Raw genomic sequence first — 15,841 nt, 5'->3', positions numbered from 1 at the left:
TATAGAAGAACACCAACTATATACACATCAAGATTAGACTAAACTCAAGCAGGAGATTTTTTATGAACTTTATTCGTAACCTTATCCATAAGGCAGATCGAAGCAGTATGTATGTTATTTTGCTTAGTTGTACCGGGATCGGTGTTTTTCTATACATGAACAAGTGGTCTTACCTTCATCTAACCACGGCGGATTGGGTTATGGTCTACACCATGCTGGGTGCGGCATTAATTCTGGATTATTTCACGTTCCAGATTCCACCCAAAGGCAATCAGCAATCCATGGATTCATCGGTATACCTTGCCTGTATATTCATGTTTGGCGGAGCTTTCAGTTTATCCGTACTGCTTCCTGTCTCCATCATCCTGTTAATCAAAGAGCGCAAGCTAACCTGGTGGAAACACATTGTTAATTTCAGCATCTACAGTCTCATGATTACGGGAGCAGCTGCCGTGTTTGAGTGGACTGGCGGGCAATCGGGAACTCTGGACGGCTATAACCTGATTCCTTATTTTGCAGCGCTCGCAGCCTACTTCATCATCAACACGATCACACTTGGCTTATTCTTTCATTTCTCAACAAAGGATGCATTACAGCAGATGAAGCGGGCATTCGTTACCGAATCCCTGCTGGTTTATCTGTGTACGCTGATTCTGGCGCTGGTCCTGACAATTCTGGTTGTGCACAATGGCGTACTTGGCCTGTTGTTGTATCTAAGTCTTAGCATTCTGCTCTCCCATGCATTCAGGCAGTTGTTCGTGATGTATCAGACGATTGAGGAAAAGGCCAACACGGATCAACGTACGGGTCTGTTCAACCATAGTTATTTCGAAAGCATGTTAGAAAGCGAACTGACTAACGCTCGAACGCAGGGAACCCCGCTCTGTCTGGGGCTTATTGATATCGATGATTTCAAAAAGTATAACGATCGGTTTGGCCACCTTCAAGGTGACAGTCTGCTAGCCCTGCTGGGGGATTTTCTAATGCGAAAGACGGAAGGCACACCTGTTACCGCCTTTCGTTATGGAGGAGAAGAGTTCACTTTGCTCATGCCAGGCATGGAGTTGGACGAATCCTACAGGTTCATGAACAAGCTGCGTAAACAACTGAACGACACGCCGTTTGAAGGCGTTGAAGTGTTTCCACACGGTTGTCTCTCCTTCTCTGCTGGCGTCGCACCCTATCAGGTGGATATGTATAACAAATCCCAGCTTGTGGATCAGGCGGATAAAGCACTATATTATGCGAAGAAACAGGGCAAAAACAACGTGCACCGCCACGGCAGCAATGATGGCATGGAACACGAGATTGATCTGGTACAGGACGTTCGTGACATCGAGCAGCAGCTCAATCTGTTCAGATACAAAGATATGGATACGTTTAAACATTCCAAACGGGTCTACAAATATGCACTGGATATCAGTGAATTGCTCGCACTGGACAATGCGGAGAAACGTCGCTTCGTGCTGGGAGCACTGATTCATGACATCGGAAAACTGGAGATTCCTTGGTCCATTCTGAACAAAAAGGACAAGCTCACCGCAGAAGAATGGGAAACGATCAAAGGACATGTCACCTGGGGCAAAAAAATGGTGATCACGAACGATCGCTTCGCCGATCTGATTCCGTATATTGAACTTCACCACGAGCGCTATGATGGCAAAGGCTATCCTTACGGCCTGAAGGGTAACGAGATTCCCCGGCTCTGCCGGATGCTGACCGTGATTGACTCCTTTGATGCCATGACGACAGAGCGGCCGTATCAGGAAACCAAGAACGTGGAAGAAGCCATTCGGGAGCTACGCTCATGTTCGGGTTCACAGTTCGATCCGGAGCTTGCCGAGTTGTTCATTCAATATATTGAGAAAAGAACCGCTCAGCAACAGTTGCAGTAAAATAAACAGAACTTCTTCTATAAGCCCAGAAAAAGTAAAAGCGCTATCCCCGGTCTGATCGGAGATAGCGCCATTTTCATTTTCATGGAATGAATCGTACACCAGACAACTTCATTCTCGTGCAGATTCTACATTAAGATTTGGTATTCAGCTCATGTGAGGTCTGATGCAGCTCTTTAATCATCTGCTGCAAAAACATGTTGTCTTGGCGACTGATACCGTGCTGATTGTCTTGAACAAGCATCTGATGAATGTTCTTTTTGAGCAATTCACTGCGACGTTCCAATACTTCTTGACTCATGTTGTTGCTTCACTCCTTAACATGTTTTGTAATGAATTCACGTTCTATATTAAGTATAGAGGACCTTCTCCGATAGGGAAAACGGACTCAGCCCCCCTCAGCTGGTCACACCAACCCTCACCTAGCGTGACAATATTTCACCCCTTGTCATTCTTAGATATCCTTCTAAATACTCCCTGATCCTCCCCAGCTTTCTCCAAAGACACAGACTAGGGTCTTGGACAAGCTTGCGTTATAATGGTCCCATCCCTGTATAAATAAAGTACCTAATTAAGCTAATCCTAGATCAAAGGAGTTCTGAATTCATGTCCTATAAACAAATCAAATGGATGATTCTGCTGATCCCCACATTCACGGTTGGCATCTGGGAATACATTCGCCATCAGTTTCTGATGCCATACCTTTCGATGGATGCAGGAAACTGGTTAACACCCCTCATCGTTTACCTCGTCAGCGTGACACTGCTCAGCCGCTTGTTCCACATGCTCGAAGGTGCCAGGGCTGCTCTGGAGCAGGAACGTGCAGCAAAAGCAGCGCTGGAAGCTCGTGACCAATTGGCGCGAGAACTTCACGACGGCATATCTCAGTCTCTTTTCCTGCTGTCAGTGAAGACCGATAAAGCAGGCCGCAGTCTGGCAGGCAGCGGACATGAGCATGAGATCCAGGAGATTCAAAAAACCGTGCATGAAGTCAATACATATGTAAGGCAAGCTATTGCCCAGTTGCGTTTTGTTCCTTCCTCTACGGTAACGTCAGAAATTATTTCACTACATGCGCAGGTTGAAGTGCTCGTCAAGGAAACGGTACCTGGTGCACAGATTCATTGGGACCTCAGGGGTGTAACGTTCTCTGCCAAGGAACAAGTGGAACTGCTCGCCTGTATCCGGGAGGGACTACTGAATGTACGCAAACATGCGCAGGCTACCCGCGTTCAGGTTCATGCGGAAGGTAACCCAATTGCCTGGTTCATTTATATTCAGGATAATGGGAATGGACTAAGTGGAGATCCTCTTCATCTGAAGGATCGGTACGGACTGCGAATTACGAAGGAGCGTGCTGCCGAGATGGGTTGGTCTTTCACCCTCGATTCAAGACCGGGGCATACACGAATGATGATAGGAAAGGAGCATGCTTAATATGGAACATGTACGTGTATTGGTTGTTGATGATCATGCGCATGCGCGTGAAGCGATCTGTAGCATTTTATCCGAGGACAGCCTGTTTGAAGTGATTGGTACAGCTTCGAATGGACAGGAAGCGCTGGAACTCACCGGGCAATGGATGCCCGACCTGATCCTGATGGACGTGCAGATGCCGGGCATGGATGGGCTGGAAGCCACCCGTCAGATCAAGCTGCGATTCCCTTATGTTATTGTTGTTATGGTCACGGTATCGGATGATGTGACGTTTCTGTTCGAAGCACTGAAACAAGGCGCTCAAGGCTATTTGCTCAAAAATCTAACGCCTTCCACCTGGCTTGAATACCTGCGCGCCATCGTCAGTGACGACGCACCGCTCAGTAAGGAACTGGCCTACCGGATTTTGCAGGAGTTCCCCGCACCACGCAGTGAAGATGTGCAAGATAACCCGCTAACGGCGCGGGAACTTGAGATTCTGCAATGGGTATCCGCGGGATATACCAATCGGGAAATTGCCGATCAACTCGGTATTTCAGACCAGACGGTGAAGAATCATCTCAAAAACATTTTGCAGAAGCTCCAGCTTGAAAACCGGGTACAACTCACCCGCTACGCACTAGAGAGCGGGCTTGCAGGACGTAAACTTCGCAAATAAACATTGTTAATTCGGAGTCAATGATGCTTCCGACATAGGTGAGAAATGACATAGCATTCATGCTTTTGTCACAATTATGTAGACCAAATCGTTTTTTTATAGCCCAATGTAGTCATACGCAGTCATTTTGGACAAAGTTATAATGGGTTAGATTGTGTTTAAAGGACCATGAATGACTACAAATCTATAACCTGAGGGTGATGATTTTTTGATTTTGACAAGCTTTACCCTGAAATGGGGCAAACGGCACTGGGCATTGGTCACCTGTCTGTTGCTCGTATGTTGCCTTGTTATGCCACAGTGGGCATCTGCCCATGCTTATATTGTTAAGGCTTCGCCAGGAGAAAATGAGATCCTCGTAGCTGCTCCGGAGCGGGTGACGCTGGAGTTCAACGAATCCTTGCAGACGGCCTTTTATGATATCAAAATTACCGGCCCTGACGGCAATCAGGCAGACGATGGAAATGTAAAGATTGATGTGGATCGCCCTCATATTCTGGAGACTGGCCTGCAAGCTGGACTCGGGAACGGGACTTATGCCGTTAACTGGAAAGCTGTATCTGCCGATGGACATCCAATTCAAGGGGCGTATGTTTTCCATATCGGTGAACCATCCGGTTCTCCTGCCGGACTGAGTGATCTTACATCCGGTTCCGGTTCAACAGGTGGGCCGCTGAAATGGATTGTATCCCTGACAGACTGGATTCAGTATCTCGGATTGTCTGTCATTCTGGGGACACTTGCATTCTTACTGCTGCGAATCGCACCGACATCCATGACAAGAGAACCTATGGACGTTCCGGGCAGCTACAGATTGTTATGGATCAGTTATGCTGCTGCTTCCTTTGCCGCTCTGGTCAGCCTGCCACTGAATACGTTATATGAATCTGGTGTGGCTCTGAACGAACTAAGCTGGGCACTGATCGGAAGTGCGCTCAAGCTGACATCCTTTGGTCAGATCTGGATGTTACAAATACTCATTGTAATGCTGCTGGCCGTCACGATTCTCTCCGGATATGATCGCGATCGATCCATCCGTGCTCGCATCTGGTCTTCCTATGGCTCACTTGTGCTCGTGCTTGGATGGCTGTTCACGCATGCCATGACGGGACATCCGGCTGCGGCGGATCAACGTGCTCTCGCGATTGCCATGGACTTCGTGCATCTGATCGGTGCCGCTTTCTGGATTGGCGCACTAACCGCCATGGCGATATGTTTGCCTCCACTGGCGGATAAGCTGCCATCGAAGGTGCGAGGAGAGGTCTACTGGGTTGCTATTCGCAGGTTTACCGCCTGGGGAATTGGCGCCGTAGCCGCTCTGGTTGCTACAGGGATATACAGCAGTCTGATTATTCTACCAGCACCTGTGCTGACTTCCTTGTTCACTACAGCTTATGGCCTTGTCCTGATCGGCAAGATCGTCCTGCTTATTGTAATGCTTGTCTTCGCCTGGCGTCATGCCAGATTGGCAAGAGCAGCAACGGGAAGCAGATTATCCGGCAGCCTGAAAGCCGAACTTGCCACCGGTGCTGTCATTCTCGCTCTTGCTGCCGTACTGACACACCTGTCTCCAGGACAACCCGCTGCGGTCGGACCGTATCAGGAGACAAAGACTACAGAAGACGGCTCGGCGATCACACTTCAGGTGAGTCCCAATATAACGGGAGAGAACCAATTCGAAGTTGATGTGAAACGGGCAGATGGAAGTATCGTTAACGATCTGGAACAGATCACACTGTCACTCACACATCTGGACATGGATATGGGGATCTATGAGATTACCATTCCGAAAAACGACACCGGTGTGTACAAGGCTGAAGATTACATCTCCATGCCTGGACGTTGGAATATCAAGGTACATCTCCTGACCAAGACGTTGGATGCACTGGATGCCGATTTTGAGATCGACACCGGCAAGCCATAGTTACACAAAGATCAAATTGAAAAGTGACCCAATCTAAAATTAGTGTTTCTACAAACTGCAAATGTAGTGAAGGGAACGAAATTGATTCTGGAGAAGCGAAGCTCAGCCTTTATTCCGGGATTTCATCTTACTAAATATAAATTGAACTAATGTTTGCACTGAAACGGAGAGGACAGAAAAAACCTGAAAAAGCGAAGCGTTCGCCTTTATCACCGGATTTTCCCTTTGAGAAAAGGGAATCAAAAAAATCTGGGGATAACAGCGATTGGAGGGTTATTCTGTCATCGGAGTGTATGTGTAAACCGAATTTAGTTGAATTTATAAAGTTGTATAAAAAATTCCTGAATAACGGGGTTCGAAAGAACCATTCGTAACCGAATGGTGCCTTTGCAGAATATAGACACTCATTTAAGAAAATGGACCGCATCATATATGATAAGAACTGAGAGGGGTTATTTATTTTGAAGAAAACATCATGGATTTCCAAACTAACATCCACTATCGCAACAGGTACCGCAGCATTCATGTTATTCGCCGGATTCGCGAGCGCTCACGTTACCGTTAGCCCATCCGTTGCACAGACAAGTGCATGGCAGACGTACACGATTAAGATTCCATCCGAGAAAGAACTGCCTACAACCAAAATCACCATGAAAGTTCCAGAAGGTGTTGCATTCAAGCAATATCAACCACTGGCAGGCTGGAAAATCACTACAGAGAAGAACGATTCCAATGAAGTAACATCGATTACGTGGGAAATTGACGGCGATAACGAAGGCATTCTGGCAGGACAATTCCAGCAGTTCAACTTCGTTGCACAGAACCCTAAGGCGGAAGCTGAAGTTGCTTGGGATGCCTTCCAATATTACAGTGATGGCAGCATCGTAGAATGGACAGGCCAACCAAGTGACGCCAACCCACACAGTATCACAACGATTAGCGAAGATCCGGCTGCTGCTGGTAATGCTGCGGCAGGTGGAGGTCATGCCAACGATGGACATGATAGTGCAGGTACAGAAGGCGCCACTGGAGATAATGCAGCTACCGACGATAGCAAAGCAAACGATGACACCACGCTGGGCGATGCACTCAATGACACCGTTACAGGTGAGCCAAACAACACGGATACAGACCCGGGTACGCTGAAGCTTCAACAAGCAACATTGATCGTATCCATTCTGGCCCTGATCCTGTCCTTCTTGGGGATTGCGTTGGCTACACGTCGCAAAAAACGTTAAGAACTAACTTACAGTTTTACGAAAACCTGAGAAAAATTTAGATAACAAAAAGCCTATGGCATACGGGATCAAACCCGATGTGCCGTAGGCTTTTTAGCTATCATCATTTTGATTGGCTACCCATGTTCTTTACAATCCGTGGTTAAGGCACTAATCATGCCGCTCCACGGTCACACCCTTATCCACGCTGATTGCCATCCGCAATATGGCATCAGCCTTACCATCCTTAGCGTTCCTGATCCGTCTGGATCATGATCTCAATGTATTGCAGCAAGCTTTTCTTCTGCTGTTCAATGGATTGAATACGTCTGGACAGGCCCGCAAAAAACTCTTCAATCTGCTGTCTTGTATGATCTGCGGACTGGCCTTTCCAATCGTTCAGGCGACTATATAGCGCCCGCGCTTCCTGTTCATCGGCTTGCAGACGGGCAAGCAGCTGTGTCAGTTCTTTTTCCGCAATCCGAAGATCATTCAATTCCACCAGCAATTGTCCACCCACTCGTGTTCCCCTCCCCTATGTACGTGATATCAACGCTAGCCACCCAGAAATCCTAATTAAAAATGAACCGGACTCTCGTCAGCCTGCCGGAAAGCATCCGCCTTCTCATCAATAAAGTTCAGGAACTGGCTGGTGTGTTTCATATGCCATGTGCCAAGCTCATGAATGGATGCGTCCAATTGGGTGACAATTGGCTCCAGTCTGCGACTGCGGCTCGTATGCAGATATTGGGCCATGCGGGTTCGCACCTGATTCAGCTCCGCATTGCACTGTTGTGCATTTTGCTTCCACCGTGAAGCGACACTTTTCAGTTCTTCCGGCGTTACCTGAATTAGTCCGGAAGCTCCCCCCACTGAGCCAACACCTGCAACCATCTTGTTAGTCTGCACACCAAAGCTACGCATAACATCCGCAAGCTCCGTCATGATATTGGAAGGTTCACGGGGAGTTTTATTGATTTTCTCACCAGTGGTAGGGTCGTATAGATCATTGGAAATATAACCATTCTCGAACTGATACTGCTTCAGGTCGTGGTATTCCTTCCCACCAAAGGTGTTACCCATCTTATCTCCCATGCTCATGTTGTCATTCATGTCCTTGTAATTAGAGTTGATGTAATACATGGAACCCACATGACGATCATAGCCACCAAAGAATCCACTGGCGACAAAGTCACCCGGGTGACCAAAGTTTACGATCTGATTATCGAATCCACCCTCTTCTGCCTTACGTTTCAGTGATGGAGTCAAGCTGGATATTACAGATGGCGCACTAAAGGTTACTGCCGTCATTCCCGTATGCGCTGCTGCATACTGAGCATTTCCGCCGCCTAATGAATGCCCTGTCAGAGAGAAGTCCAAATTCTTATATTTGTTCTGCATATCCTTCGCGTAGTCTTCTGCTTCGTACATTTGATTTGGAAAAGGATTCAGCTTTTTATCAATCTGTCTATCCAGCTCACCCACCGCATTATCCAAATGAGTCAGTCCGGTGACGTCTTTTACCTTTTGAATTCCACCTGATAACCAATCGGGTGTGAAATCGGTAGATTGTTCAATTTTTCTGCCCAGTTCGGGGATCGCAATCTGACCATCCGCCAGAAAATCAGGCCCTTTACGATCCCATCCGGCACTTCCTTCTGTTCCTCGGTAAGAAATGACCGCCTGCCCCGTTTCCGGATTGTAAAAAGTCACTGCGTCAAACCCGGAATAACCGTTGCCATGCGTATCCTCAAGCACTTGCCAGCCTGGTAGATTCGCATATTCGGTACCTGCTTTGGCATTTTCATAAGCCAGTTCCGACATCAGACGGTATGTTTCATCATCAATTCTTGGTGTATCCCCCATGTTATGTTCACCTCCATAAATTCAATACAATCTACTTGGCAAAAGGATCGTAGCCTTTCTCAATGATGGCTGCCTTGATGGCAGGGCTCATTCCAAAATTTTTGATTTTTTTATCACTATAGTCATAGGAAATAGTGAACTCCTGATCCTCCTGCTCTACCACATGCCCTTCCATTGCAATCGAGTCCAGTGCCATTTCGGGTAGCAACTCCTTGCTGGTAATAACAACGTTCATCTCATACTTGTCTTTGAAATATTTGACCGCTTTCGCTTCTGCTTCTTGAAAAAGTGCCTGTTTCTCACTTTCTTTCATGTTCTGACAGCCTCCCAAAATAAAGATAGATAGCACAATTAGTAAGAATACACATACCTTTTTTTGTATTGGCCTCATACCAATCACCTTCTTCTTATGATTTCAATGTATATGTGCACCCAATGAATCAGGATCATTCACCCATGCCTTCTGCTTCTGTTAACTGAATCATAGTACAAAATCAACATGACCACATCGGCTGAGAGCATCGTTTTTATGTATCTTTCTTCCTAATATGATTCATACGCGTGTTCGCGTGTATATTACCCGATTTCCTGAATTTTGCATCAGTTTAGCTTCTCGAATTTTCCATATATAACAAAAAAGCATTCTCTTCAACACATATTGTGTAGAAAAGAAAGCCTTTTGTCTTCCGTCAACATCATCCTCACTAGCCTCATCCATACTGTCTGGCCCCGGTTTCGTCCAGTTGTTCACACACGAGATCATTGTAGGATTTACACCGTCCAATCAATTCATCATGTGTTCCAGCATCCACGAGTACACCCTGATCCAGTACATATATGGTGTCCGCGCTTCGAATGGTACTGAGTCTGTGAGCAATGATAATCTGGGTGCATTTCAACATATTCAGATTATGGGCAATCGTCGCTTCTGTAACAGTATCCAAAGCACTAGTTGCCTCATCCAACAGAAGAACTTTGGGTCTGCTTACCAATGCTCGCGCGAGAGCGACACGTTGCTTCTGCCCTCCAGACAGATTCGAACCCGCTTCAGAGATCAGTGTGTTATACTTCATTGGCATCTTCTCAATATCGTCATGAATATCCGCCAGCTTCGCTGCGAACATTACATCCTCCAGCGTTGAACCCTCTGCATGTAGCCTGATGTTGTCATACACGGTGTTGTTAAACACAAAGTTATCCTGAAGCACGATACTGATCTGGCTACGAATATCCTGCTGCTCCAGTTCTTCTACAACCACGCCGTCAAAATAGATATTACCCTGTGTGGGCGTATACAGCCCTACCAGCAATTTCGCCAAGGTACTCTTTCCTGAGCCTGATTTGCCAACCAGAGCGACCCTTTGCCCTGCTTTAATCGTAATATTAATATTTTTCAGCACATCTTCCCCGTAGTCGGTATACCTGAAACTGACCTGATCAATTGTAATATCCCCATTCAGCTTTACATCTCGGAGGGTCGGTGTTTTCTTCTTGAATTTATTACTTTCCTCGGCTTGAATGACATCATAGATTCGATCCAGCAGCGCATCCGCCATCACGAACTCGTTCAGCATCAAAGCAAGCGAGTTCAGCGGCCCCAGAAACAGCGCGGCCAGGGACTGGAATGAAACGAGCATACCAAGTGTCATATTCCCCTGCATAATCTGATATAGTCCCACCAGCAGAATGAGCATCGGAGTCATAAAACTCAGCGTATTCGTCACGGTATTTACTCTTGTCTGAAAAATAGCTTTTTCCTTGACCGTTGCGAGCTGACGCATGAATAGTGCTCTCCATTTTTCCCCGGTACGCTCTTCAATCCCAAGTGATTTGATGGTCGAGATGCCTTCCAACACTTCCGTCATGAATGATCCAGCCAAACTTTGGGCAACAATTTGGGTCTGTGTCAGTTTCTTGAATCTGCTACGTGTGTATACAAAAACAAGAATTTGAACCAGTCCAACACCAAGCAGTGTAAAAGCGATCAAACGGGACTGGATTACAATATACGTGAAGGTCACAACAATTAAAAATAGATTGATCAGCGTAGAGATCATCTTCTGGGACAAAATCTCTCGAATGGTCGTATTGCTATTAATCCGTAGCATCAAATCCCCGCGCGAACGAATTTCAAAATATTGATAAGGCAGTTTGAGCATATGAGAGACAAAGTTTGTCGTCAGTTGGGAATCCAACAATTCCTGAAGCCGTACGATGCACATATCCTTCATATAACTGAAACCGATCTGAAATAGGGTTAACAGCACAATGCTGGTGATCAGGACAGGAAATAACGAGTAGCCCTCACCGCTAGTGGCCGCATCAATCGAAACCTGCATCAAGAACGGAAAGGCCACCGAAACCAATTGTAGCCCCAGAGCAAGTAGAACGGTCCAACCAAAATATTTTTTGTTACTGCGAATCAAATCCTTGAAGTACGCCACTTTACTAATCTTTTTCTCGGACAAGGGTACAAAGCCCTCATCCGGATATACGAGCAAAAAAATACCTGAATATTTCTCCGCAAACTCCTGCGTACTGATAACCAGCCTTCCCAAAGCCGGATCAACAATAATGAAGTGCCCACTCGTCTTGATCCGCTCAAGCACGACAAAATGATTGTCCTCCCAGAAACAAATGACTGGCAGAAAATCATTGTTAAGTGATTCAACAGGCGCTTTTTTGGCTATCCCTTTCAAGTGATAGGTCTGAGCAACCTCTTTCATTTTGAGCATGGAGCTACCATCCCTGCCGTTTCCCATCATTGCAAAACGTTCCCTCAGATCGGTGAAATCAGCTTCATAGCCATGATATGCGAGTAACATGTGCAAGCAACTGGGACCACAATCATATTGATTCATTTGCAGTTTGACAGGGATTTTGCGTTGTCTCTTCCGGCGCAGACGGAATACAGGCCGTTCAGGCATGATGCTGCCCCATATGGGATGACTGCTCCATAGTAGTCATCTGCTGCTGAGCGGACGCCGTTTCCATAGCGTATGTCTGAGCCATATCCCTTATCCCCTTGCCCTTTGGTCCTTCCATCATCAGTACTGAAGGCAGGTCACGATTGTACAGTCGGAGCAATTGATATCCAATTCCGGCAAGCCCTAGCATCAGTCCCGGGATTTGCTGACGACCCGGAATGCCGCATCTCCAATGATGGTTATCACGTCTCACCTGTGTCACAATGTAATTTGCCATCTGAACCGAGAACTCCTTCAACTCTTCATCCTGCAAGTAATCGGCTGCGAGAAGGAACAGCTCCAGATTGCCCATATCCCCATGGCAGAGCGAATAGCTAACTTCTGTAAACCCTTCTTCCATCGTCTTGGCTAACGCCCTGCGGATATCTGTCTCTATCGTATCCATAGCTCCCAATGACCTCAATTGCTGCGCTATCCCTACGCGGGCGATCCCTAGACCGGGTGCGCCATTACACCAGTACATAACATAGTGTTCTTCCGGCATGTTGCCATCGGTGAACCGCAGATCTTTCCAATTGTTTACTTCAGGGCTGTAGAGGGCTTCCTCATACTTCAGTCCTTCCATACAAGTTTCAAGATAGGCTTTGTTGCCTGTAGCACTGTATAGACGAGCCAGACTCAGACAGATACCTGCGTTGCCATGTGCAATACCGCTAAGTGGCGTTTTATTGATCGCTGACGTCACCCAAGCCATACCTTGATCCATCGGCTGGGCAAGATCCAGCAATCGGTCTGCGCATCGCACAGCCACATCCAGCGCTTTTTGCGATTGGAAGCTCGTATACATGTCCACACATGCCATCAATGTGCCCGCACAACCTGAGATCACATCCAATTGCTGATCACTATCAATCATATCGTCCAAGATATCGAGTAATTCCAGCGTATCTGGGTTGATCCCCGGCTCGGAACATACGTTAGCTTTATGCACCAGCAGATAGAGAAGCGACCCGTAGCCAGTGAACAATGAGATGTTTTTGTCGATGCTTTTGCGAATCATTTCCCAGGCAGTCTGAATGCACAGATTAACCATCTGCATATATTTGTGGTCACCTGTCTCCTGACTCAGATACAGATAGAAATAGGCAATACCGGTTACCCCGTTATATAACCCCAACTCGGAAGATTTGTAGATCAGCTTCTCGTCTGCATCCATACCCATACTGATCCATGACACCGAAAGACCTTCATCTCCCATAATAGCAATATCTTTTATGTACTCCCCAATCCTCACGGCTTCTTGCAAATATTCTTCTTTGGTCATGTGTATTTGATGTTCATTCAATATTTCCGGTCGGACGCTTTCCGTGCTTTTCTCCATAGCGAATGAGCGTTCCAGGACATATTTAGTCTGGATTGTACGCTCGGTAAACTCCCATTGCATATCCATGTCTTTGGGATTCATCGCCCGCACTTTATCCGCGGTCTGCGTTAAAATATCGGAGGAAAACACGCCGTCAATCGCTTGGTTGTCGTAGTGGTGGAACAACATTTGCTCACCGATAAACGTCTGGAACATGGGTACATCGCCGTGCAATAGATCATGGCACTCATATCTCACCAGTTTTTCACGATCACGATCCTGCCGCACAATCATCCACATCATGTCGAACAACAGATTCTTATCCAACCCGTCTCTGAGATATTTCGGATGGGAACTGGCTTCAATCAGCGTAAAATACGTAACGGTCGGACGAACAATGGTACGTACAGCACAACCATGGAAGTCATTGCGGACTGTTGAGATAAATGACTCCTTTTGCTCCATAATAGCACTGTATATGCGATAGAAACCCTCCTTCAAACTTTGGATATATCGCTCAGGTTTAATGGGTGTATGTTCATATGAAGGCAAATGACTAAATCGACTCACACTCACCTTGCTTCGTTGGATTCTCATGGTATCGGTGTTTTTATCATGAATCTCATACGTATTGAGTACCTGATCCACATCCCCTGCAAGTCCGCTCAGATCACTGTGATACAAAGCGTTGGAATCCAACGTTGGTAACATGCTCGTTTTTAACACGGAATCATTCAATATCGAAAGGGTCTTCTCCAGTGCTGTATAGTGTGCCTTCTCCTCCTCATATTTGAAAGGTTGATTATGCAACAGTGATTCCAGATCGACGAAGAAGGGATGCTCGCCCTGAGCAACAATGTTCTCCATATGCATGTCTGTTGCATTAACGGCATACAAAATAGCGAGATACTGCCCCTGCCGTTCAAAAAAGCGTTCCGCTCCCTCCAGACTGGTGACTTCCTCATAGGGAATGAATTGCTGCCAGCCATATTCGGCGCGATCCAGCGATTTGGCAATACGGAAGGGTAATCCTATTCGCTGATCGTTAAACCATTGCAACAGACTGGCAAAAGCGGTGTCGATGGCCATGTTCCTAGGTTTGTACATGACATTGACCCCTTCGGCAAATGCCAACCGCAATACACTAGCTCCACCGTTATGGGAATCCCCGAGAAATACGATATCCTCCAGCTTATCCAGCTTGAAATCAAAAAAAGATTCCAGTTCACGACGATCTCTTGTCAGCCGCTCCAGAACACGCATCATATTCAGACTGATCCGAAGAGTGTGCTCGACAAGTCCTCGTGCAAGAACAGGATATTCCAGTAGTAAGGAGAGAATCTGATCCCTGGACTGCATGTTCTGGTTCACAAAGTGCAGATACCGCTGCCGGGAATCCTCACCTCTCAATTCATCTTGCAATCTCGCTTTATTTAATTCATAGATTAGTGTCTTGGCAGACATGTGGAACACTTTATCCGAGACGGTCTTCAGAACAAGCCCAGTAACACGTCGTTTGTCCAGCCATTCATATCCATCATTCAAACCGTCCGTCATGATCTGAATGGATCGTTGCAGGAAGGGTCTAGAAAACTCAAAGAACGGGATTTCTTCCGTATTCCCCTCAATAAAATATTCGATCTCCAAATGCTCATTCTCCAGAAATGTGCTGCAGAGTTCCTGATGCCAAGGCATCTGCACAAAGTCGTACATGAAGCCTGTATCGTTAAACATAGCCTGCACCGTCTCCATATTCATGGATTCAGCCCGGAAGCGATTGGACAATAGCTCCTGGTCCTGAAAAAACTTTTCAAGCCATTTCTGCATCCTTTCCGACTCGGAAGTGTGCTCCACAGGCATGTCCCCATGCTGAACGTCAGCAGTTATATTTTTTTCATTTATATCAACAGCAATTTCCTCGCTAAATAAGAGATCATTGGGAACTTGGGCAGCATATCGCTGCACAAACTGCTTGTATTTCTCCGTTAAGTAGAGTGCATCACTCCACCGGGAGTCATGTAACCGCTCCTGTATGTTCATCGTTTTATCTCCCCTTCTATTGGATGGTTCGTGCCCAAAACCTCATATAACAAAATCAAGCACATAACTGAAATCAGCTATGTGCCCGAAGATAAGAGTAAAAATTAACAACAAGTCAGCCAAGAAGAAGGTGAAACCGAATTATAATGACATTCATGACTTACCGTACAGAATACACCGCCGCTTGCTTCAACATCAATTACAGATACCGCACCTGTAATGACCATCAGCTCATCATCACTGATGTCCTCAATTGCTCCCAATGCTTCGAGATTGAATTGTTTCATTGAAAAAACCTCCATTCAATTTTTTTATATGTATAGCTTAAAAAAAGCTAAACACCAAGGTTGAATTCAAGTCTTTGCAATCCCAAAATATTTAATTTATGTAATTATTTCCTATATTCATCCTAGCACAATTTGCTATTTTTTGTAAATCCGTTCTTTGGATTTTCGCGTCATTTTGACAAGAAACATTACTTTTACTATGACGATGACAAAATTGCGATAGTTCG

General features: G+C 46.2%; 12 protein-coding genes. 5 read left to right on the top strand and 7 right to left on the bottom strand.

Annotated features, from left to right (window positions below):
- Positions 1-62: 62 nt before the first annotated feature.
- The gene (locus tag MHI48_RS02255) at positions 63-1,895 is read left to right on the top strand and encodes a diguanylate cyclase (RefSeq protein WP_051449905.1); all 1,833 of its coding nucleotides are present in this window, start codon (positions 63-65) and stop codon (positions 1,893-1,895) included.
- Positions 1,896-2,028: 133 nt separating this feature from the next.
- Here the strand turns inward: MHI48_RS02255 and MHI48_RS02250 are convergent, their stop codons facing one another.
- A complete protein-coding gene (locus MHI48_RS02250; RefSeq protein WP_017691019.1) occupies positions 2,029-2,196 on the bottom strand; it encodes a hypothetical protein in 168 nt (55 codons plus the stop codon).
- Between the two features lie 305 nt (positions 2,197-2,501).
- Between MHI48_RS02250 and MHI48_RS02245 the strand changes: the two genes are divergently transcribed.
- The 4 genes from MHI48_RS02245 to MHI48_RS02230 all read left to right on the top strand — a co-directional run bounded on the left by MHI48_RS02245 (position 2,502) and on the right by MHI48_RS02230 (position 7,152).
- Positions 2,502-3,332 (top strand): sensor histidine kinase, encoded by an 831-nt coding sequence (locus MHI48_RS02245; RefSeq protein WP_076319546.1) that lies wholly within the window; start codon positions 2,502-2,504, stop codon positions 3,330-3,332.
- Between the two features lies 1 nt (position 3,333).
- Positions 3,334-3,990 (top strand): response regulator transcription factor, encoded by a 657-nt coding sequence (locus tag MHI48_RS02240; RefSeq protein ID WP_036616682.1) that lies wholly within the window; start codon positions 3,334-3,336, stop codon positions 3,988-3,990.
- A 208-nt stretch (positions 3,991-4,198) separates the two neighbouring features.
- Complete coding sequence (locus tag MHI48_RS02235) at positions 4,199-5,914, top strand: copper resistance protein CopC (RefSeq protein ID WP_083677589.1); 1,716 nt, start codon at positions 4,199-4,201, stop codon at positions 5,912-5,914.
- Between the two features lie 461 nt (positions 5,915-6,375).
- On the top strand, positions 6,376-7,152 hold the full coding sequence (locus MHI48_RS02230) for a YcnI family protein (protein WP_076329729.1): 777 nt from the start codon (positions 6,376-6,378) through the stop codon (positions 7,150-7,152).
- A 226-nt stretch (positions 7,153-7,378) separates the two neighbouring features.
- On the opposite strand, the gene MHI48_RS02225 is transcribed toward MHI48_RS02230, so the two are convergent.
- From MHI48_RS02225 to MHI48_RS02200, 6 genes are all read right to left on the bottom strand, one after another.
- Complete coding sequence (locus MHI48_RS02225; RefSeq protein ID WP_017691024.1) at positions 7,379-7,651, bottom strand: hypothetical protein; 273 nt, start codon at positions 7,649-7,651, stop codon at positions 7,379-7,381.
- 56 nt (positions 7,652-7,707) lie between these two features.
- Positions 7,708-8,997 (bottom strand): lipase family protein, encoded by a 1,290-nt coding sequence (locus tag MHI48_RS02220; RefSeq protein ID WP_036616678.1) that lies wholly within the window; start codon positions 8,995-8,997, stop codon positions 7,708-7,710.
- Between the two features lie 31 nt (positions 8,998-9,028).
- Positions 9,029-9,310: a hypothetical protein gene (locus MHI48_RS02215; RefSeq protein ID WP_036616676.1), complete on the bottom strand. Its 282-nt coding sequence runs from the start codon at positions 9,308-9,310 to the stop codon at positions 9,029-9,031.
- Between the two features lie 397 nt (positions 9,311-9,707).
- Positions 9,708-11,924, bottom strand: coding sequence for a peptidase domain-containing ABC transporter (locus MHI48_RS02210; RefSeq protein ID WP_076319548.1), 2,217 nt, complete (start codon positions 11,922-11,924; stop codon positions 9,708-9,710).
- The gene (locus MHI48_RS02205; RefSeq protein WP_076329728.1) at positions 11,917-15,327 is read right to left on the bottom strand and encodes a type 2 lanthipeptide synthetase LanM family protein; all 3,411 of its coding nucleotides are present in this window, start codon (positions 15,325-15,327) and stop codon (positions 11,917-11,919) included. Before MHI48_RS02205 ends, MHI48_RS02210 begins: the two co-directional genes overlap by 8 nt.
- 104 nt (positions 15,328-15,431) lie before the next feature.
- Positions 15,432-15,614, bottom strand: coding sequence for a type A2 lanthipeptide (locus MHI48_RS02200; protein ID WP_036616672.1), 183 nt, complete (start codon positions 15,612-15,614; stop codon positions 15,432-15,434).
- Positions 15,615-15,841: the final 227 nt, after the last annotated feature.

Source organism: Paenibacillus sp. FSL H7-0942, from assembly GCF_045040715.1.
In the GTDB taxonomy this organism is placed as follows: Bacteria; Bacillota; Bacilli; order Paenibacillales; family Paenibacillaceae; genus Paenibacillus; species Paenibacillus amylolyticus.
The sequence above is the reverse complement of the archived record's forward strand: the minus strand, read 5'-3'. Positions and strand labels throughout refer to the sequence as shown.